This is a genomic window from Synechococcus sp. MIT S9503 (assembly GCF_047304175.1).
Classification (GTDB): Bacteria; Cyanobacteriota; Cyanobacteriia; order PCC-6307; family Cyanobiaceae; genus Synechococcus_C.
This window is the reverse complement of record NZ_CP138955.1, coordinates 927,853-947,031: the sequence shown is the minus strand read 5'-3', so window position 1 is coordinate 947,031 and position 19,179 is coordinate 927,853. Positions and strand designations below refer to the sequence as shown.

Sequence of the window (19,179 nt, the reverse complement as noted above, 5' to 3'; positions counted from 1 at the left end):
CGGTGAGGTCTTCATCATCACCTGTAGATAATCAGGGAATTCGCAATTACTTGTCTGATTGATTTTGTCTGGGCCAGGTTTTCACAACCGTCTAATCAGCGGCTGGGATCGTTGTGCTGAATTGATCCGCTTGCGGCAGTTCAATCGGATCCATCGTGATCTCGTTCCAGCCGTTCTCCTCACGATTGGAGATCAGCGGCGTCAGTCGAATCTTCAGGGGATGGCCCTCGCTGATGTCGACCCTCAGTGCGCTGTAGGCCTTGCCGCCGTTGCAGTCTGCCCAGCGCCTGCCCACATAGAGGTCGCTGGTGGCAATCATCCGCGGCTCTCCTCTGTTGCATGATTCCGTCAGCTCAGGGCCCTGCCCGCGCTGGTCCCGAAGGCTGTAGCCGCTTCCGCCGCAGACAACCCAGTTGGTGAACGAATCACCGTGGCCTGTGTCGTGTGTTCTCAGGATCTCGAGGCAGTGGGCATGACCGCTGAGCACGAGATCGACGGTTCGCAGACTGCGGTTCTTGCGCCCGAGTGCTCTGTTGACGTCATCCAGAACATTGCGCAGCCGCTGCCGGATCCCCAGCGTGTCGGCCTGCGACCATTTGGTTCTCTCCGTCACGTAGGGAGGGTGATGCAGCGTCAGGATCCGGCCGCGCGTACTGGGATCCCGGTGGGATGCGATCAGACCGTCCCGGAGCCATGTGAGTTGTTCGCCATCCTCTGCGGCATGGCGATGAAGCTTCCTCTGAAGATCCAGTCGTTCCTCCTGCAGTGTCTCCAGATCGTCCATCAATTCATCGCGATGTTGTTCGTCGCGAGCCTGAAGTGACAGGGCCCTGAGGCAGTGGTTCTGTTCGTCGTCCAGGGCTCTCAGCTGTTGTCGCAGCTGTGCCCGGTCGTCGTCACCGCTACCGCTCAAGGGAGCAATCAGTGTGTTGGAGTCAAGAGCGAAGACGTCCACACCGGCATGGCGGAACCGGTAGTAGCGGTTCGGAAGCCTGGTGTGGATACCTGGTCGGTACTGCAGACAGCGACGTCCATCCCACTCACCCATGTAATAGCGGTCGAGATACTCATCAAGCCGACTGCTGGGCACATCGGACAACATGTCCATGAAGGCGTGGGCAAAACCCCCTCCCAAGTCGGAGCCGCGCCAGCTGGTGTCCACGTCGTGGAACCACTGCAGATGGCGTCGCACGGGCAGCGTCAAACCGGCGAGCGTTGCAATGATCGGGGCCAGATCGTAGTAATCGTGGTTGCCGAGCACAGGCAGGAAGGGCTGGTTGAACAGCAGTTTCCGTGGGCTGATCTTTTCCCAGCTTTCGTCGCTGCTGAGCCATTCCCGGTAAGGGCGGATGAAGTTGGTGCGGTACTGGGTCGCTGCTCCGACCAGGTAAACCACATCGCCTGTATGCAGCAGAAACGCTGCCTGGTCTTTATGCACCAGTAGTCGTTCGGCGATGTGCCGTGGTGGGCTGTGACGGCGGTGACGACCTGTTCCGCTGTCGCCGAGAACCAGAAAGTGAAAGGCGGAGTGTTCCGCACTGTTCATGCCCGGCTGCTCGATCACCAGTCGTGTCTGGTCGATTGCCCTGGCATGGATCGCAGGATGCTGCCAGCGCACACGATGCGCCATGCGCATGATCTTGCGCTCGATCGGCGGGTCGCTGGCGAAATTCAAGGGCTGAGACGGATCGGCGCAATAACCTTCAGTGCATCGGGGATTACGGATACCGTCATATGGTCGGTTTCCTCGATCTCACCATCGATCACCATGGTCTGTGGCTTGGGAAGGGTCACGCTCAGATGATGGGTGCGTACGCAGAAGATATCGGCATTGTTGGCGCTGTTCTTGAGCACGGCTGATTTGGCCAGGCTGGACAGCACCGAGAAGCCACCCATCCGGCCCCGTGGTGAGGCGATGATCACCTCCAGCTGACCGTCATCGGGGATCACCTGACCGAATCCCTGGGCCATGACCGATGTCGCCGGCGCGGCATTGGCCACGGTGATGGCACTGGCATGCACTTCCGTCGCTTCACCGTTGATCAGCAGTTCGGCATCGAAGGGTTGCTGTTCCACCAGCTGCCGGGCTCCCGAGAAGATGTAGGCCATCGGCCCAAGCATGTTCTTCAGCTCACGGCTGGCCTTGTTCACCATGCCGGCCTCGAAGCCAAGACCCGCCAGCAGGATCATCGGCCTGTCATTGCAGAGCGCCACATCCACTAGCCGCGTGTTGCCCAGGATCAGATTGGTGCATGCGGCTTTAACGGACGTGGGGATACCTAGAGCCACGGAGAAGGCGTTGGCTGTTCCCCGGGGGATGATGCCGAGAGGAATGTCAGTTCCTCGCAGTGCACTTGCCACGGCACCCACCGTGCCATCGCCACCCGAGGCGATGATCAGCGATTTACCCTGCCCCTCTTGATCGAAGGCTTTGATCTCCTTGATCAGTTCCTGTGCCTGTTCACCGGGATCCAGTCCCGGTTTGGTCATCCATACCTCAAGCATGATCTGCGGCTCGAGGTGATTGCGGATCTCGGCCAGCTCGACATTGGGATCGCCTTGCCCTGAAATGGGGTTGAAGATCAGAAATCCCCTGCGACTTCCCTTGATGCCGCGTATCAGCGCCGATGCGGTGGCGGGATTGAGGGCGATGGGCAGGTTGTTGAGCAGCGCAGCCCTGAGGAGCGGCTCCGACAGCACATCTCCGGCACGTTCGGCTCCCGGCGCTGGGAAGTGGACCAGGCCGCTGATCTCACCGTGCAGAATCGTCGCGGCCAGTTCGATATCGCCCCCTTCAGCGATGGCCCGCGACGGTGTCACAGCAAGATTGTCGAGGCTGCCGTCGCTGATCATGCGCTCAAGCACATCCTCAGCAACGAGAAGATCGAAACCCTTGAGCACCTCACTGTTATTGCAGACCCAGGATCTGAGCGCCGAACAGACTGTCAGATCGGCATTGAGAACAATCTTCGACGGCATCGATGCTCAGTAGGGAGGTCGGGCATCAGGAACAGGGGTTGCTGTGGAGTCGAGAACACTCCCCTTCGCTGACGGTCCGGTGGGCTCGATTGACGGCGAACATGCCATCAACAACACCCTTGTTGGTAGTGGATCCAGCGTTCAGCGTCAGCTCATGATTGAGGCCTCCAGATCCCGATAGTGCTGAGTTGGACCTGTGGCGATGTCGGAGCGAGGGATCCTGCCTTCTCCTTCTTTCTAGGGCTTTGCCCCAGACCAGTTCTCCTTGCTCGTTTGCTTGGCACGGCCAATTGCCAGAGCTCCATCGGCAACGTTCTTGGTGAGTGTGGAACCTGCGGCCACCGTGACGCCTTTGCCCAGCGTGATGGGAGCGACCAGAACTGAATTGGCTCCTGTCTTGCTGCCGTCGCCGATCACGGTGCGATGTTTGTTCACGCCGTCGTAGTTGGCTGTGATCGTGCCTGCGCCCACATTCACCTTAATGCCAAGCTCGGCATCGCCGATGTAGCTGAGGTGATTCACCTTGCTGCCGTTGGCAATGCTGCTCTTCTTCACCTCAACGAAGTTGCCGATCCTGCAGTCGTCGCCAATCACGGCGGCGGGCCGCAGGTGGGCGAACGGACCGACTGTTGTATTGCTGCCAACTCTCGCGCTGTTGATCACCGAGTGCACAACGGTGACGCCTGTCTCCAGCACCGCATTCTCAAGAAAGCTGCCGGGCCCCAGTCGACAGTTGTCACCGATCTGACAGGTGCCGCGCAGATGTGTCTGAGGTTCGATCACCACATCCGTGCCGAACTGACAGGTTTCACTGACTGTGCAGCTGGATGGGTCGATGAAGGTGACCCCCTGATCCATCCAGTGTTCCCTGAGTCGCTGCTGCAGGAGGGCTTCGCACTGAGCCAGCTGGCGCCGGTTGTTGATGCCGTTCACCTCATCGCAGTCGTTCACTTCCAGATGCATGGCCCGTTCCAGCATCTCAACGGTGTCGGTGAGGTAAAGCTCGCCCTGATCGTTGTCGCTGCTCAGCGCAGGGAGCACGGCTGCAAGCTTGCGCCAGTTGAAGCAGTAGATGCCGGCGTTGGTGAGGTTGTTGCAGCGTTGCTCTTCGCTGCAGTCGCGATGTTCAACGATGGCGCTGACTTGGCCCTCGGCATCGGCAAAGACCCGTCCATAGCCGGTCGGATCCTCGAGTCGTGCAGTCAGCAGCGTGACATCGGCGCCACTGCTTCGGTGGCTGGCCACCAATTGATCGATGGTGTCTGCTCGCAGCAGGGGAACATCTCCGTTGAGAACCAGGAGTTCTCCTGCGAAATCCTGCAGGGGGGGCAGCAGCTGCTGCACTGCATGACCGGTGCCGTTCTGAGGCTCCTGAACCACGAATTCGAGACCATCGATGTGGCTCAATCGTTGTTCAACCCGAGCGGCCTGATGGCCCACGATCAGAATCCTGCGCTCGGGCAGCAGATTGCCTGCGCTGGCCAGAACGCGTTCTACCAGGGTGGCGCCGGCCAGCGGCTGCAACACTTTGGGCAGTGCACTCTTCATGCGGGTGCCTTTGCCTGCAGCCAGAACAGCGACGGCGAGCATGAACAGCAATGCGGATCGGGCGGAATCTACCGGGATCCGCCAGCTTCAGCCCAGGTGGGTTCAGTTCAGGAAACGTGGCTGTTCTGTTCAGCGACCCACGAGGGTGCAGCTGGGTTGACGAATCAGGGCATGAGCCCGCTGACGGGTGCAGTCCATTGGATCAAGCACCGTGCTGAGCCGCTCGTCGTCACGCAGAGCTTCAAGGACCAGAAGACTCCCGTAGAAGACGATCTGGAATGTCCAGGCATCGAACCCGGACAAGGTGAAAGTCATGGCAGAAATGCACATCACTTTCTTCAGCCTGAACCTTCATGGGGCCCAGAGCGAAAATGTCTTGAACTCATCACCTTGGTTCAACAGAAACGATGATCAACACTGCCTGCCTGGCGGTGTGTTCCGGCTTGCTGAATGCTTTGGCGATGAGAAAAAAAGTCTGATCAGATCATTCGGCTGAATCCTGTGCAACCAGTTTGTGAATGCACTGAGGCAGAACAATCCAGGAAAACCAACATCACTTCAGTGGTCCCTCCACCTCCGCTGCCAGGCACTGGTGCTCTCCAGATCGCAGCAGTCCTGCTCGAGCTTCCGCCTGTGCTGGATCATGCCGGCTTCGTCTTCACCATCAGGGTCGCGGTAAGGCACAGAGGCGCGGGTCTGCAGATGTTCCTCTTCCATGGCACTCAGCGCGGTCCATCCAGGCCCCTCCACTGCCAGGCTGCCTTTCTCTGACTGTTTCTCTGCCAGTGTTCCGGAGCTCCATTTCTCCAGCTTGTGCGCTGCCGTCAGCAGTGAACGCAGTTCCAGTCCTGCACGTCGCAGGCTGCTTCTCACCGCGGCGGCTGTGCAGTACGTGAGCAGGCGTCCTCCCGGAGCCAGACGGTCGGTCAGACCAGCCAGAAACTCCTCGCTCCATAGCTGCGGACAACGACTCGGAGAAAAGGCATCCAGCAGGACGAGGTCCGGCTTGCAACTCTCAGGCAGATCCTTCAGGTTCAGACGCGCGTCTCCCCAGGCCATGGTTCCCTGGCCTGCGCAGTCATTCCAGCTGCCGGTCCGTCGAAGCTGCTCAAGCCGATTCAGCACCGCAGGTGGCCACAGATCACAGAAAGGCTTGTGATCCAGTGCTCTGGTCAGGGGGCGCTGATCCAGTTCCAGCCCCCACCACAGCATCCGTGGCGCATTGGTGCAAGGCAGCGCGCTCATCAGCGCGGCGCTGTTGTATCCCAGACCGAAGCAGACATCCAGCACCTTCAGTTCATCGGCCTGTGAAAAACGATCAAGCTCCGCTGGTCTGACAAACTTCGCTATCGCCTCCGCCAGTGCTCCGGAGGAGCTGTGAAAGGCCTCACCAAAGTGAGCGCTGTGCAAACTCAGACTGCCGTCGTCTGTTTCAAGAGCTCTGAGCTCCCCGAGCGGATGGGTCAACAGTGCAATCGCTCAAGATCGTTCCAGAAGGTTGGATAGCTCACTGCAGCGGCTTCGCTTCGAGCCAGGGTTGAATCGCCCTCGGCCATCACTGCTGCCACCGCAAGGCTCATGGCGACTCGGTGGTCGGTTTCACTGTCTAGCGGGACACCTTTCAATGGTCGGCCTCCGCGGATGGTGAGTCCGTCGGGATGCTCCTCGATATCGGCTCCCATGGCCTTGAGCTGGCGTGCCATCACCGCCAACCGATCCGTTTCCTTCACCCTCAGTTCAGCGGCTCCGCTGATCCGGCTTTCGCCGTCGCAGAAACACGCCGCCACGCTGAGGATCGGGACTTCATCAACCAGTCTCGGCATGATCTCATCCCCGAACTGGAATGGTTTCAGTGAACCGTTAACAACGCGCAGATCTCCCACAGGCTCTCCTGCCACATCGCGTTTGTTGAGTACATCGATCTTGGCTCCCATCTGATCCAGAACTTCGAGAACACCTGTGCGGGTTGGATTCAGACCAACATTTTCAACGGTCAGATCGGCACCAGGCACCAGCGCTCCGGCGATCAGCCAGAAGGCTGCTGAGCTGATATCCCCGGGAACCACAACATGTTGACCCTGCAGGCGAGATCCGGGGCGCACTGTGATGTGGCGACCCATTTCGCCCCCTACATCAAGATCGGCCCCAAACGCTTTCAGCATCCTTTCGCTGTGGTCGCGGGAATGTGCTGGTTCGATGACGGTGCTGATTCCATCGGCGGTCAGCGCAGCCAAAAGCAATGCTGATTTCACCTGAGCACTGGCAACAGGTGTGCCGATGACGGCACCACGCAGCCTGCGGCCCTGAACTGCAAGCGGTGCGAAGTTGCCCTGGCCGCGGCCACGAACCTCTGCGCCCATCATCGAAAGTGGCTGTCCGACCCTCTGCATGGGTCTGCGCCTCAGAGACGCATCACCAGTCAACACAAAATGGCAACCATCGCGGCCAGCCAGCAATCCCAGCATCAAGCGCATGGTTGTGCCTGAGTTGCCGCAGTCGAGCACTACATCGGGCTCCTGTAGACCGTCGAGGCCAACCCCCTCAACGGTGATGGTCTCACCATCGGCAATCGGACTGATTTCAACTCCCATCGCTCGCAGGCAGGCTGCTGTGCTGATCGGATCCTCCGCCGGAAGCAACCCTTCGATTGTGGTTGTCCCGTCCGCAATGGACCCAAAGAGCAAGGCGCGATGTGAAATCGATTTGTCCCCAGGTACCCGCACATGCCCCCTGAGAGTTCCGCCGGATCTAAGTTGCCGTGCATCTCCTGGGGTTCCCGGCACGTGATCTCTCGGCTCAGTGGTTGGAGTCTATGAGCTGTCAGTCAAAACACTTATGGACGTGTTTTTTACGGGATGTTTTGTCTATATGTAATAAGTTCTAGAACAATCCGACAAGTTTTAAAAAATCTGAAGTAGCAGAAAGGTGTTTAAATTTAAAAGATTTAAAAAAACTTTTTCTTAGATCGCTTATGTTTGAAATGTCCCATGAGGTAACATTCGTTGATTTTTGATGGGTAGTTAATAAAGGCTTGGATTCGTAATAATTAAACAATAATTTCTTAGCTAAGAGCTGTTGCAGTCAGGAAAGCGCCACTTTTTTGGCCACGAGAATGTTCAGCTCATCGAGATAGTTGCGGGCAGCCTGCCAGTCTTTTCTCCTGACAGCTTTGTTGTACGCGTTGATCAGCTGCTGGCGGTGAAGTTCGTAGGCGGTGTCCATCTGAGCGACCTGGCTACGCTGAATTTATGGATTTTTCAAATGGCCCGAGTGTTGTTCTGATGCGGTGAAGAGTGATCGATGTGTTGCCGAGTTCGATGGCATGGGATTGGTTGGGACTTGTTGCATCCGATCGCGTTCTCGAGTCGTCTTTTGGGCCATTGACTCTTTCTGGCAGATTGATTTGTTGCGGCTGCGGGTCGCAATCATCACCTGTTGGGCCGGTTTGTGTTTTGACCCTTTTCACTCGGTGCCTATCGCTTTGAATTGAGCGGCTCGGTTGCCGAGAGGTGTGCGGCTGCTCAAGGCTCTTGTGAATGTTGACGCTGGCCGCCGGTGCCTTCTGTCTCGAAAAGCCAATGAGAGACTTGTTTCCTGTTGCCTGATGCCGCCTCTGCCAGCTGCCTCTTAGGCCATAAGGATTTGCCCAGTGGTTTTGTCGAACACGGGGTTGGCTGCTTGTTGCACTGATCCACAGGTGCCCTGCTCGTCTGTGAATTGGCGATTAGGTCTTTTGAACTGCTGTCTGGGCAGGGGCAGGACGTTTTTGAGGTAGCAAAGACGCTGTCCGTGCGTTTTAATACGGTGCGAGGCAAATGCCTCTTCCTCTTTTATTGGTGTGAGGATCAATGAAACTGTTCAAGCAACTGCTTGTTGCTCCTGCGGCACTGGGCCTTCTGGCCCCGACAGCTGCTATTGCAACTGAAGTCAATGTTGCTGGTGTTTCTGACTACGCCCCTGTGTCTCAGGACGCAGTGGCTGTTGACCAGGTCACCAGCATCACCCAGTTCTCGGATGTTTATCCGACCGATTGGGCCTATCAGGCACTCAGCAACCTGATCGAGCGCTATGGCTGCGTCGCCGGTTACCCCAACGGCACCTACCGCGGCAACCGTGCGATGACCCGCTTCGAGGCGGCTGCACTGTTGAACGCCTGCCTCGACCGAGTCACCGAAGTGACCGACGAGCTCAAGCGTCTGATGAAGGAGTTCGAGAAGGAACTCGCCATCGTCAAGGGCCGCGTTGATGGTCTGGAAGCCCGCGTCGGAGAACTGGAAGCCACCCAGTTCTCCACCACCACCAAGCTGAAAGGCAAGGTCGACTTCGTTGTCGGCGGTGTTTCCTACGGCGGAGACGACAACGACAACATCGAGCTGTTGTACGAAGACGAAGATGATGACGACAAAGTCACCGGTTCGATCAAGTACACCGATTTCGGTCTGACCAGAACCGAAAGGGATGCTGATGGTGGTTACGTCAGCCGTAAATACCTTGGTAAGGATGCCTTTACTTTCATGTACAGGGCAACTCTGAACCTGAACACCAGTTTCACTGGTAAGGATCTGCTCTATACACGTTTGCGGGCAGGTAACTTTGATGGTCCTTTCAACGGAAAGACCCTCAGTGGCCTGGCGCAGCTTGCTGTGTCCAAGAACACCAGCAACGCTCTGAAGGTTGACAAGATCTGGTACGAGTTCCCCCTCGGAGCTGATTTCCGTGTATATGCGGGTGCTCTGATTGAGAACTACTACATGTTGGGCGCCGCACCCAGTGTGTATCGCCAAATCCTCAAGCAGTTCAAGCTTGGTGGTAACTACGGTGCCTACGGCGCCAGCACCGCACCTGGTGCAGGTATTGTCTGGAAGCCCGGTAGCCAGACTAACCCTGGTGATGCCAAGTTCAGCCTTTCACTGAACTACACCGCCAAGCGTGGTAACAACTCCGACCCGACGGCAGGCGGTATCGGTGCAGACAATTCAGGTGGCAAGTTCCTGGCTCAGGCTGCATATGGCAGCCCCCAGTGGAACGTTTCTGCGGCTTATGCCTATTCCCAGCAGAACACTACGGTTGGCTTCGGCACACCTCTGGGCAAACTCAGCAAGTTTGCTGTTGAGGATGCAAACGGCAAGACCAAGATCGTTGCCGGTAAGTTCGCAGATGCCAACCAAGTTGCAATTCGCGCCTGGTGGCAGCCTGAGGAAGCTGGTTGGATTCCCAGCATCAGTGCTGGTTGGGGCCTTACCTCCTACAACGGGGACAAGGATGGCTACATCGGAGATTGGACCTACAAGAACTCCGATGGCAAGGTTGTTGAGTACAGCCCTGACGCCACTTCTCAGAGCTGGATGGTCGGCCTGAACTGGAAGGACGCTTTCCTCAAGGGCAACCTCCTCGGCTTCGCTATCGGTCAACCTCAGTTCCAGACTGACCGCAAGGAAGGCACTCCCGATGATGGCAACTACGCCATGGAGCTCTACTACCAGTTCCAGGTCACTGACAACATCGCGGTTACCCCTGCCATCTTCTACCTGTCCCGTCCTTACGGTGAACTCACAGGTACTTCCAACGCCTATGGCAGCAAAGGTGGCGATTCCTTCAACACCTTCGGCTACCTCGTGAAGACCACCTTCCGTTTCTGATCCAGAACGGTTGATTCTTCTTCAAGCTCCCTCTTGGAGGGAGCTTTTTTTTGTTATGCAGTAATGCAAAAAAAAAAGAGGCCGTCGGGCCTCCTTTTTGATGACGGTATTGACTGACTGGCTCACCAGCAGTTTTCGCCTTCACCAATCGGCACACAGACATCTTCCTCAGCAGCTTTCTCAGCAGCTTTCTTGGCGTCGGCGTCCTTCTTGGCCTCAGCGTCAATGTCCTGATCAGTGCTCCACTCCTGCAAACCACCACCCATGGGATTGGTGTCAGCAAGAGCCGCTGGAACTGCAACCTGGCTGCTCAGTGCCGCCGCACCGGCAAGAAAAATGGAAAGAGTTGACCTCTTCATCCCAGAAATCACCATTTATATAGGCTTTACCCATTCTAAGTCGTTTCAGGTGGTGTGATCACGTGCCCAGGGATCGCAGTAAATTCGTATACGCAAGAAACACAAGATCCAGTTCTTCGCTTCGGCCGTGTTTGGCGAGCAATCCCTTGGCTCCTGTATCGAGCTGGAACAAGGTGATGCGATCCCCTTCATTTTTCAGATAGCTTTCAATCCAGCCAACGCAGGCGACGCGCTCTCCCCTGGTGACTTTGTTGACTCGGTGCATGGTGGAGCTTGGATAAATCACAATTTCACCCTGTTGCAATTCCAGCTGCAGAGAATCAGTGACGGTGTCAACTTCCAGCGATCCACCACTGAATGAGTTGTGGTCCGATAAACAGAGCGTGAAGGAAAGATCGCTTCTGCCACTGCTCATGTAGGCGTTATCAACATGGCTGTCATATCCACCTCCGGTTCGTGTTCTGCTGATCAGAAATCGATGCAGCTTTCGCGGAACGCAGAAACTTTTGATGGCAGGGTGTGACCACATCGCTTTCTGGACAAGCTTGTGAATCTCCTCTCTGACCGGAGATGTCTGAGAGATCTGCTCATTGATTTTTCCTGATCTGGCCTGCGCGCCCGCTGTTGTTCTGCCATCAACCCATTCAGCATTGCTGACTTGGTCCAGGAGCTCCCGGCACTGTTCAGAACTGAAGAGCTGAAGCTTGATGTGGTTCATCGTTGATTGAGACTGGTATCAAATGAGAATCAGCTTGGTATCGACTTGGTGAGACGTTTCCGTTTTTCGCAGACAACCTCAGAGGGGTTCTTGTGTTTTATGAAGCTGCTTGCCATCCCATTGCTTGCGTCGCTGTCTTTGCTGACGGCTGCTGCGCAGGCTGAAGAAGTTCGTGTCTACTCCGGTCGTCATTACAATACCGACAGGCAGAGTTACAAAGCATTCTCTGATAAAACCGGTATTAAAGTTCGATTGATCGAAGCTTCCGGTATCTCTTTGGTCGAGCGAATCAAGCGTGAAGGAAGCAACACCAAAGCAGATGTGATCATTCTGGTTGATGCCGCCAGGATTAACAATGCGGCCAAAGCCGGATTGTTTCAGCCGATCAATTCAGCAAAACTGAATTCTGAAGTGCCTGCGCGTTATCGCGATCCGGGTAACCGTTGGTTCGGAATTGCGAGACGTGTTCGCGCCATCGTTATTAATCCGAATCAGGTCAATCCATCCCAGGTCAAGACCTATGCACAGCTTGCATCTCCTGCTCTGAAAGGCAAAGTCTGCCTGCGTAATCGCAAAAATGTCTACAACCAGTCTCTGGTGGCTGATCAGTTGGCGATTCGCGGAGAAGCCAACACCAAGGCATGGTTGAAGGGAATGATCTCCAATGTCTCTCAACCCTATTTCCCGGGAGATATTGCTTTGATTCGTGCTGTCGCTCAGGGCAAGTGTGGTGTCGGCGTGGTCAATCACTACTACCTTGCGCGTATGCGTGCGGGCATCAACGGAGCCAAGGATCAGAAGCTTGGTAATCAGGTGAAAATTGTGATGCCTGATCCCGCTCATGTGAACATCAGCGCAGCCGCGGTTTCCAAATACGCCAAGAACAAATCTGCAGCTGTCAAGCTGATCGAGTTTTTGGCGTCACCCAACGGGAGCAGAGGCATCGCCGGCCCGACGTTTGAGTTTCCGCTGACCGGTGTTGGTGGTTCGACATACCTCAAGGGAATGACCAAGTTCACTCCCGATAATGTGTCGATCTCTCAGTTGAGCGCACTCAATCCCAAGGCCATCCAGCTCATGGCCCAGGCCGGTTGGCAATTAGTTGATCCAGCAGATAGCCGAACAGCTCAGGGTTCGGCTCCCTGTTGCTGATGTCGGCTAACCCGAGTTCCTCCAGGCGATCTGAAACACGTTGTTCCAGATCGTCCGGTCTGCTCAACGGTTCTCCCCAGGAGTGGTTCTTTTCGGGTCCCACCTTTGTGGTGGCATCGATCGCAAGACGTCCACCTAGTCCGAGTTGTTCGCTGGCGAAGTCGAGCGAATCAAAGGGTGTGTTCTCCAGGGTGAACAGATCCCTCTGGGGGTCCACCTGTGCGGCGATCGCCCAGACCACCTGGCGTGGATCGCGTACGTTGATGTGGTTGTCGACCACAACCACGAACTTGGTGTAGGTGAACTGGGGCAGTGCACTCCAGAACGCCATAGCAGCGCGCTTCGCCTGTCCCGGGTAGGCCTTGTCGATTGAGATCACCGCAAGCTTGTAGCTCAGTGCTTCCATCGGCAGAAAGAAATCCTTGATCTCAGGGATCTGCTGGCGCAGGATCGGCGTGTAGATCCTGTTGAGCGCAATGGCCAGCATGGCCTCCTCCTTGGGAGGTCGACCGCTGAAGGTTGTGAGAAAAATCGGGTCCCTGCGCTGGGTCATGCAGTGGAATCGCACCAGCGGTGAGTCCTCCACACCTCCGTAAAAACCCATGTGGTCGCCAAAGGGGCCATCGGGCATCACCTCACCCGGTGTGATGGTTCCCTCGAGAACCACTTCACTGTGGCTAGGAACCTGCAGATCAATGGTTTTGCATGGGCTGAGCCTGACACCTTCACCGGCGTAGATCCCTGCGAACAACCACTCACTCAGCTGCACGGGGATCGGGGTGGCTGCCGCCATCACCAGCAGTGGATGCACGCCGATGGCAATGGCGATCTCCAGTTTCTGTCCCCGTGCTGCTGCCTTGCGCAGATGTCCCGCACCACCACGGACGCTCAGCCAGTGCACGGTCATCGTGTTGATCGACTGCTTCTGGAGCCGATACACCCCAACGTTGGGGACTCCGGTTTCGGGATCCTTGGTGATCACCAGCCCGAGCGTGATCACGCCTCCGGCATCGCCCGGCCAGGGTCTGATCAGGGGAATGTTGTCGAGATTGACCTCATCGCCTTCGAATACCTGCTGCCGGCATGGAGGCAGCAGATCCCGATCCGGTCTTGCCTTCACCAGATCCCAGAACACCCTGGCGAATTTCTTGGTTTCCCCGAGCCCTTTGGGAGGTCGCGGCTGCTGCAGCAGCGCCAGACGCTCGCCCAGATCTTCCAGTTGTTCTGGATGGTCGAGGCCCATGCTCCAGACAACCCGCTCCACCGTGCCAAGAAGATTGACCGCCACGGGCATGGTGGATCCGATCACGTTTTCGAACAGCAGCCCGGGTCCTCCGCTGGCCAGCACCCGATCGGCGATAGCCGCCAGCTCGAGATCCGGATCAACCGGTGCCGTGATCCTCTTGAGCTGTCCCCTCTCCTCCAGCAGCTGAATGAAGGCACGCAGGTCGCGTGTGCCTTGACCGGGGCGGAACAGAGACATCTGGAAGCCACCTCGTCGGGGGTGATCTCGGTACTGTGACGCACGCTGACGGTGAGTGTGGCTATGCAGGTTTCCTATTTTCATGCCGCCGCGGATGTTCCCGAAAGTGTCGGTTCCGCTGAGGGGCCCGACGCGGCTGTGGTGATTGATGTTCTGCGTGCCACGACCACGATCGCCTGGGCATTGCAGAACGGTGCCGAGGCGGTGCAGGCTTTCGCTGACCTGGATGAACTGCGTCGTCAGTCTGATCAATGGCCGAAAGCGTCCCGCCTGCTGCTGGGAGAGCGCGGCGGCTGCATGCTCGAAGGTTTTGATCTGGGCAACTCGCCTGTGGCGGTCACGCATGAGCTGGTGCAGGGCAAGCGTCTGTTCATGAGCACCACCAACGGCACCCGCGCTCTGCAGAGGGTCCGCGACGTGGCCTGCGTTGTCACGGCAGCCCTTCCCAACCGTCGTGCCGTTGCCGAACGACTGCTGGCGAACAAGCATCGGTGGATCCTGATTCTGGGAAGCGGCTGGGAAGGGGCCTATTCACTCGAGGACTCCCTCGCCGCCGGAGCGATCGCTGATCTGCTCGTAACGGCGGGTGCTTCGGTGGGGAATGATGAACTCCAGGCCGCGCTCAGCCTGTGGAGGCAATGGCAACACGATCCTGAATCCTGTCTTCGCATCGCATCCCATGGACAGCGGTTGATGAGAATCGGCGATCACGATGCCGATTTCCGTTGCTGTGCCGGTCTGGATCAGATCAGCGTTGTACCCACTCAGGATGAGCCCGGTGTCTTACGAGCCGTACGAGTCTGAAGCGCGGAGCTCGCATCAGCCATAGCATTTCCTCGACTGAACTCAGATCTCTGTGCGTGATTTCCTGGCGGCGGCCGTGCAACTCACCAGCGGTTCCGATCCGGAAGCCAATTTCAGTTCTGCCGAGGAGCAGATCGATCTCGCAGCGCGACGCGGAGCTGAGCTGATCGGGCTCCCTGAGAATTTCGCCTTCATCGGTGACGATGACCAGCGACTGGAACTGGCACCGGCGCTCGCGGAGCAGGCCTCCCGTTTTCTGGTGACGATGGCGCGTCGCTACCAGGTGGTGATCCTGGGCGGAGGCTTTCCCGTTCCGGCCGGTGATGCTGCGCACACGTTTCAACGTGCTCAGCTGGTGGGCCGTGATGGCCAGATCCTCGCCAGTTACGACAAGATTCATCTGTTCGACGTTGATCTGCCGGACGGCAGTTCCTACCGGGAGTCAGCGTGTTTCAGCCCCGGTTCGACCACGCCGCCGGTCGTGGATGTGCCTGAACTCTGTCGGGTGGGGCTGTCCATCTGTTACGACGTGCGCTTCCCTGAGCTCTACCGAGATCTGATTGGAGCGGGAGCTGAGTTGCTGATGATTCCAGCCGCTTTCACGGCCTTTACGGGCAAGGATCACTGGCAGGTGCTCCTGCAGGCCCGTGCCATCGAAAACACCGCTTTCGTGCTGGCCCCCGCGCAGACAGGTCTGCATGCAGGTCGTCGTCAGAGCCATGGCCATTCCATGGTGATTGATCCCTGGGGCACGGTGCTGGCGGATGCGGGCGTCAGCCCTGGAGCAGCCGTCGCGCCGGTTGATCTGGACCATCTCGAGCGCATCCGCCGTCAGATGCCCTGCCTCAAGCACCGCAGAACCGCTCTGTTCTGATCCGATGCTTCGGCCACCTCGTCGTCTCAGCGCTCTGCTGGTTGCCCTTGTTCTGCAGAGCTCAGGCCTGCTGCTGGCGTTGCCCGGTCGCGCCGCCAGCGCTCTTGCCGCCTGGTCGCTCGGCAGCGACGGGGTTCTGCAGCTGCGCACAGCAACAGGCGCCCGTCTGGATGCGTTTTTTGAAGCGGGCGAAGCCGGTCGCGGACCAAGGGTCTGGATCGATTTCCCCGGTGAACTGAGTCGACCCCGAAGACTGCGCGGAAGCGGTCCGGTTCGCGAGATTCGTCTCGGTAAGCCGAACCCCGGTGCAACCCGTCTGGTGGTCGAGTTCAAGCCCGGTGTTGAGCTCGACCCCGGACAGCTGAAACTGATCGGCACCTCACCGGACCGCTGGAAGTTGATGTTCGAGGGTCTGACGACCCGAGGCCTGCGCAGCATCGGTGAAGGCGATCTCAACCGCTCCGGTTCAGGTCGCTGGGGAGGCGTTCGCATCAAGCCCACCCGAACACCTGTGAATGCCGCCGGACTGCCGAGTGTGCCGCGGGGGCGTTACCGGGTCGTGATCGATCCCGGTCATGGCGGACCTGACCCGGGCGCAGTGGGCATCAGGGGGATTCGTGAGTCTGAGATTGTGCTCGATGTATCTCTGCAGGTGGCCAGGCTGCTGGAGGCCAAGGGCGTTCAGGTCACCCTGACCCGCACGGCGGAGGTTGATGTTGATCTTCCCCCCCGGGTTTCACTGGCCAATCGAATCGGTGCCACGGCGTTTGTGAGCATCCACGCCAACGCCATAAGCATGTCCAGGCCGGAGGTGAACGGCATTGAAACCTTCTACTTCTCCGATCCCCGTTCCGCCCGGCTGGCCGCACATATTCAGCAGCAGGTGCTGAATGTGTCACCGGGGAGTCCCAATCGCGGGGTTCGTCGTGGTCGTTTCTTCGTGATTCGCCGCACCACCATGCCTTCGGTGTTGGTGGAAACCGGATTTGTCACGGGCAACCTTGACTCGCCGCGACTGGCAACGGCATCGCACCGGCGTCGACTCTCGCTGGCAATCGCCACCGGCATCCTGGAGTACCTGCAGGGGGTTCGATGAGCATCCGTCTCGGCCTGTTTGACAGCGGTCTGGGTGGACTCACCGTTCTCCGGCGAGTTCTCGAGCGCCATGGATCCCTTCAGGTGGTCTATCTCGGCGATACCGCCCGTGTTCCTTATGGCAGCCGCTCTCCGGCGGAAATCCGCTCGATCGCTTCGGAGGTGGTGGGTTGGCTCCGGCAGCATCAGGTCACAACGGTGGTGATGGCCTGCAACACCACCAATGCACTGGCCAGGGATGTCGCCGAGGGCCAGGCCGGTGTTCCTGTGGTGGGGCTCATCGGGGCTGCTGCCGCGATGGTCGCGGAACCCCGCGTCGGCGTGCTGGCCACACCAGCGACCGTGGCCTCCGGGGCCTATCGGGAAAGCATCGAGGCCCTTCGTCCGGGAACGCTTGTGGTGCAGCAGGCCTGTCCCGAATTCGTTCCCTTGATCGAGACCGGGGATCTTCGTTCGCAGGCACTGCGTGTTGCTGCAACCCGCTACCTGCAACCACTGCTGGAGGCTTCGGTGGAGTCCGTCGTTCTGGGCTGTACGCACTATCCACTGCTGGTGCCGCTGCTCAGGAACCTTTTGCCTGGCTCGATCCGCCTGATCGATCCGGCTGTTGCTGTCGCCGGTCAGCTTGATGCACTGCTGGGGAAGCCATCACCGGGAGGGCTGGATCAGCCTCTGGCTCTGGAGTCAACCCGCATCTGTGTCACTGCCGATGCTGAAGGATTTGCAGATCGTGCCACGCCCTGGCTGGGGCAGCGGCCACGGGTTGAGCTGGTGCAACTGCAGTGACAGGCCGGCGCCTTCTAGGATCTGCGCACCGAGGGGATCCATGACCACCGTCACCGAGTTGCTGGAGCCGGTTGAGGCGGATTTGGAGATCCTGCTCAGCGATCTTCGCAGTCTGATCGGCGCAGGACATCCGATCCTTCAGGCCGCAGCGGAACATCTGTTCAGTGCAGGCGGCAAACGTCTACGGCCAGGGATCGTTCTGCTGATTTCAAGAGCACTGGCCAGCGACGGCGGCCTCACCTCCCGGCATCGCCGGCTGGCTGAGATCACTGAAATGATCCACACCGCATCACTGGTTCACGACGATGTCGTGGACGAGGCAGCCACCAGGCGCGGTGTTGAAACCGTCCACAGTCGTTTCAATCACCGTGTGGCGGTTCTTGCCGGTGACTTTCTATTTGCCCAGGCCAGCTGGCATCTCGCCAACCTCGACAACCTCGATGTGGTTAAGCTTCTCAGCCGCGTGATCATGGACCTGGCTGACGGGGAAGTGAAGCAGGGGCTGTTCCGCTACGACACGGGGCAGACCTTCGAGACCTATCTGGAAAAGAGTTACTGCAAAACCGCTTCCCTGGTTGCCAACAGCGCCCGTGCAGCTGGTGTTCTCAGTGGCTACACGGAACCTCAGCTTGAATCCCTTTATCGCTACGGGCGCCAGCTGGGGCTGGCCTTCCAAGTGGTGGATGACATTCTTGATTTCACCGGCAGTGACCAGCAGCTGGGCAAGCCCGCAGCAAGCGATCTCTCCAGCGGATACCTCACTGCACCGGCGTTGTATGCACTGGAGCGCAATGCAGCCATGGGCGTTCTGATCGAGCGTGAGTTCAGCAATGAGGGTGACCTCGATGAAGCGCTCGGCATGGTGCGTGACTCCGATGCGATCGCCAGGACCCGCCAACTGGCGGAAACCTTTGCTCAGGAATCCCGGGAAGCTCTCACCTGGCTTCCCGATTCCCCCTATCGAACGGCGCTGTTGGAACTTCCGGATTTCGTACTCAGCCGCCTTTACTGATCAAGCTTTCCAGGCTGACCTGGGCTTCGCTCAGCCTGCGGATGACAATCAACCGGCTCAGTTTCATCGAGTTCTCTAGTTGATCAGACAACGGCACCTCGGCCTCGTTCGATCTGAGCAGACGCCAGACCAGGCAGCCCGCTGTCAGGGCTGAGCGACAACCGGCCTGAGAATCTTCAAAGGCCCAGCAGTCTTCAGGCCTGACACCCAGACATTCAGCGCCCGTCAGGAATGGATCCGGGGCTGGTTTTCCTGACCTGATCCGAGGATCGTCGCCGCAGATCATCAGTTGCAGCAGATTCACCCAGGGATGGTTCGCGATCTTGCGCTGCACTGACTCCCGGTCGCTGCTGGTGACCAGAGCCATGGCGATGCCGAGTCGTCTGGCTGTCCGCACCAGCGCTTCGGCTCCCGCCATGGCCTTGGCTTCCGGCAGCAACTGCGAAGCGATCGGCTGCCGGACGGCGAGCAGTTGCTCCGGAGTGATCGGTTGCTTGATCCATGAGCAGACCAGTGTCGCGTTGTCGAGTCGTCGACGTCCCTGCAGCTGGAGCAGTTGTTCCTCCGCCAGATCACTGCCGAAGTGTCGTGCCGCCTGCTGCCAGGCGCGCGCATGCAGCGGCTCCGTGTCCAGCAGCAGGCCGTCCAGATCAAACAGGCAGGCGTCAGGTGGGTGGGTGAGCTGATTCAGAGACGGCATCTCTGCTTGCAATGGACGAGGGCCGAGCAT

General features: G+C 58.2%; 19 protein-coding genes. 8 read left to right on the top strand and 11 right to left on the bottom strand.

The genetic code is table 11. The features are described from left to right. Positions 1-91: 91 nt before the first annotated feature. Together SIB56_RS05205 and SIB56_RS05200 are read right to left on the bottom strand one after the other, a co-directional pair. Complete coding sequence (locus SIB56_RS05205; protein ID WP_413326096.1) at positions 92-1,675, bottom strand: metallophosphoesterase family protein; 1,584 nt, start codon at positions 1,673-1,675, stop codon at positions 92-94. Beyond that, on the bottom strand, positions 1,672-2,979 hold the full coding sequence (locus SIB56_RS05200; RefSeq protein ID WP_413326094.1) for a diacylglycerol kinase family protein: 1,308 nt from the start codon (positions 2,977-2,979) through the stop codon (positions 1,672-1,674). Before SIB56_RS05200 ends, SIB56_RS05205 begins: the two co-directional genes overlap by 4 nt. A 43-nt stretch (positions 2,980-3,022) precedes the next feature. Here SIB56_RS05200 and SIB56_RS05195 point away from each other — a divergent pair, with 43 nt between their 5' ends. After that, on the top strand, positions 3,023-3,160 hold the full coding sequence (locus tag SIB56_RS05195) for a hypothetical protein (RefSeq protein WP_413326092.1): 138 nt from the start codon (positions 3,023-3,025) through the stop codon (positions 3,158-3,160). Between the two features lie 56 nt (positions 3,161-3,216). Here the strand turns inward: SIB56_RS05195 and glmU are convergent, their stop codons facing one another. From glmU to SIB56_RS05170, 5 genes are all read right to left on the bottom strand, one after another. After that, on the bottom strand, positions 3,217-4,569 hold the full coding sequence (gene glmU, locus SIB56_RS05190) for a bifunctional UDP-N-acetylglucosamine diphosphorylase/glucosamine-1-phosphate N-acetyltransferase GlmU (protein ID WP_413326090.1): 1,353 nt from the start codon (positions 4,567-4,569) through the stop codon (positions 3,217-3,219). Positions 4,570-4,656: 87 nt separating this feature from the next. Then, positions 4,657-4,842 carry a hypothetical protein gene (locus SIB56_RS05185; protein WP_413326088.1) on the bottom strand — a complete coding sequence of 62 codons (186 nt, stop codon included), beginning with the start codon at positions 4,840-4,842 and terminating at the stop codon, positions 4,657-4,659. 243 nt (positions 4,843-5,085) lie between these two features. Further along, the gene (locus SIB56_RS05180) at positions 5,086-5,994 is read right to left on the bottom strand and encodes a tRNA (5-methylaminomethyl-2-thiouridine)(34)-methyltransferase MnmD (RefSeq protein WP_413326086.1); all 909 of its coding nucleotides are present in this window, start codon (positions 5,992-5,994) and stop codon (positions 5,086-5,088) included. Beyond that, positions 5,991-7,310 (bottom strand): 3-phosphoshikimate 1-carboxyvinyltransferase, encoded by a 1,320-nt coding sequence (aroA, locus tag SIB56_RS05175; protein ID WP_413326084.1) that lies wholly within the window; start codon positions 7,308-7,310, stop codon positions 5,991-5,993. The genes SIB56_RS05180 and aroA overlap by 4 nt, the downstream gene beginning before the upstream one ends. A gap of 298 nt (positions 7,311-7,608) precedes the next feature. Beyond that, positions 7,609-7,749 carry a hypothetical protein gene (locus SIB56_RS05170; protein WP_413326082.1) on the bottom strand — a complete coding sequence of 47 codons (141 nt, stop codon included), beginning with the start codon at positions 7,747-7,749 and terminating at the stop codon, positions 7,609-7,611. Positions 7,750-8,375: 626 nt separating this feature from the next. Between SIB56_RS05170 and SIB56_RS05165 the strand changes: the two genes are divergently transcribed. Next, a complete protein-coding gene (locus SIB56_RS05165) occupies positions 8,376-10,166 on the top strand; it encodes an iron uptake porin (RefSeq protein WP_413326080.1) in 1,791 nt (596 codons plus the stop codon). A 122-nt stretch (positions 10,167-10,288) separates the two neighbouring features. On the opposite strand, the gene SIB56_RS05160 is transcribed toward SIB56_RS05165, so the two are convergent. Then, positions 10,289-10,525 (bottom strand): hypothetical protein, encoded by a 237-nt coding sequence (locus SIB56_RS05160; RefSeq protein WP_413326078.1) that lies wholly within the window; start codon positions 10,523-10,525, stop codon positions 10,289-10,291. Between the two features lie 58 nt (positions 10,526-10,583). Beyond that, complete coding sequence (locus tag SIB56_RS05155) at positions 10,584-11,243, bottom strand: Fe2+-dependent dioxygenase (RefSeq protein WP_413326075.1); 660 nt, start codon at positions 11,241-11,243, stop codon at positions 10,584-10,586. Between the two features lie 99 nt (positions 11,244-11,342). Between SIB56_RS05155 and SIB56_RS05150 the strand changes: the two genes are divergently transcribed. Beyond that, complete coding sequence (locus SIB56_RS05150; protein WP_413326072.1) at positions 11,343-12,395, top strand: extracellular solute-binding protein; 1,053 nt, start codon at positions 11,343-11,345, stop codon at positions 12,393-12,395. Here the strand turns inward: SIB56_RS05150 and SIB56_RS05145 are convergent. Next, complete coding sequence (locus tag SIB56_RS05145) at positions 12,319-13,878, bottom strand: UbiD family decarboxylase (RefSeq protein WP_413326070.1); 1,560 nt, start codon at positions 13,876-13,878, stop codon at positions 12,319-12,321. The genes SIB56_RS05150 and SIB56_RS05145 overlap by 77 nt on opposite strands. Positions 13,879-13,941: 63 nt before the next feature. Here SIB56_RS05145 and SIB56_RS05140 point away from each other — a divergent pair, with 63 nt between their 5' ends. Genes SIB56_RS05140 through sds form a run of 5 tightly spaced genes read left to right on the top strand, consistent with a single transcriptional unit; the run spans position 13,942 to position 18,449 of the window. Next, entirely contained in the window at positions 13,942-14,682 is a 741-nt protein-coding gene (locus SIB56_RS05140) for a 2-phosphosulfolactate phosphatase family protein (RefSeq protein WP_413326068.1), read from the top strand. A 52-nt stretch (positions 14,683-14,734) separates the two neighbouring features. Next, positions 14,735-15,556 (top strand): carbon-nitrogen hydrolase family protein, encoded by an 822-nt coding sequence (locus SIB56_RS05135; RefSeq protein WP_413326066.1) that lies wholly within the window; start codon positions 14,735-14,737, stop codon positions 15,554-15,556. Between the two features lie 4 nt (positions 15,557-15,560). Then, positions 15,561-16,652, top strand: a complete 1,092-nt coding sequence (locus tag SIB56_RS05130; protein ID WP_413326064.1) for an N-acetylmuramoyl-L-alanine amidase — start codon at positions 15,561-15,563, stop codon at positions 16,650-16,652. Continuing rightward, the gene (murI, locus tag SIB56_RS05125) at positions 16,649-17,437 is read left to right on the top strand and encodes a glutamate racemase (protein WP_413326062.1); all 789 of its coding nucleotides are present in this window, start codon (positions 16,649-16,651) and stop codon (positions 17,435-17,437) included. The genes SIB56_RS05130 and murI overlap by 4 nt, the downstream gene beginning before the upstream one ends. A gap of 40 nt (positions 17,438-17,477) precedes the next feature. Beyond that, positions 17,478-18,449: a solanesyl diphosphate synthase gene (gene sds, locus SIB56_RS05120; protein WP_413326060.1), complete on the top strand. Its 972-nt coding sequence runs from the start codon at positions 17,478-17,480 to the stop codon at positions 18,447-18,449. Here sds and SIB56_RS05115 read toward each other — a convergent pair. Further along, positions 18,433-19,179: an HAD family hydrolase gene (locus tag SIB56_RS05115; RefSeq protein WP_413326058.1), complete on the bottom strand. Its 747-nt coding sequence runs from the start codon at positions 19,177-19,179 to the stop codon at positions 18,433-18,435. The genes sds and SIB56_RS05115 overlap by 17 nt on opposite strands.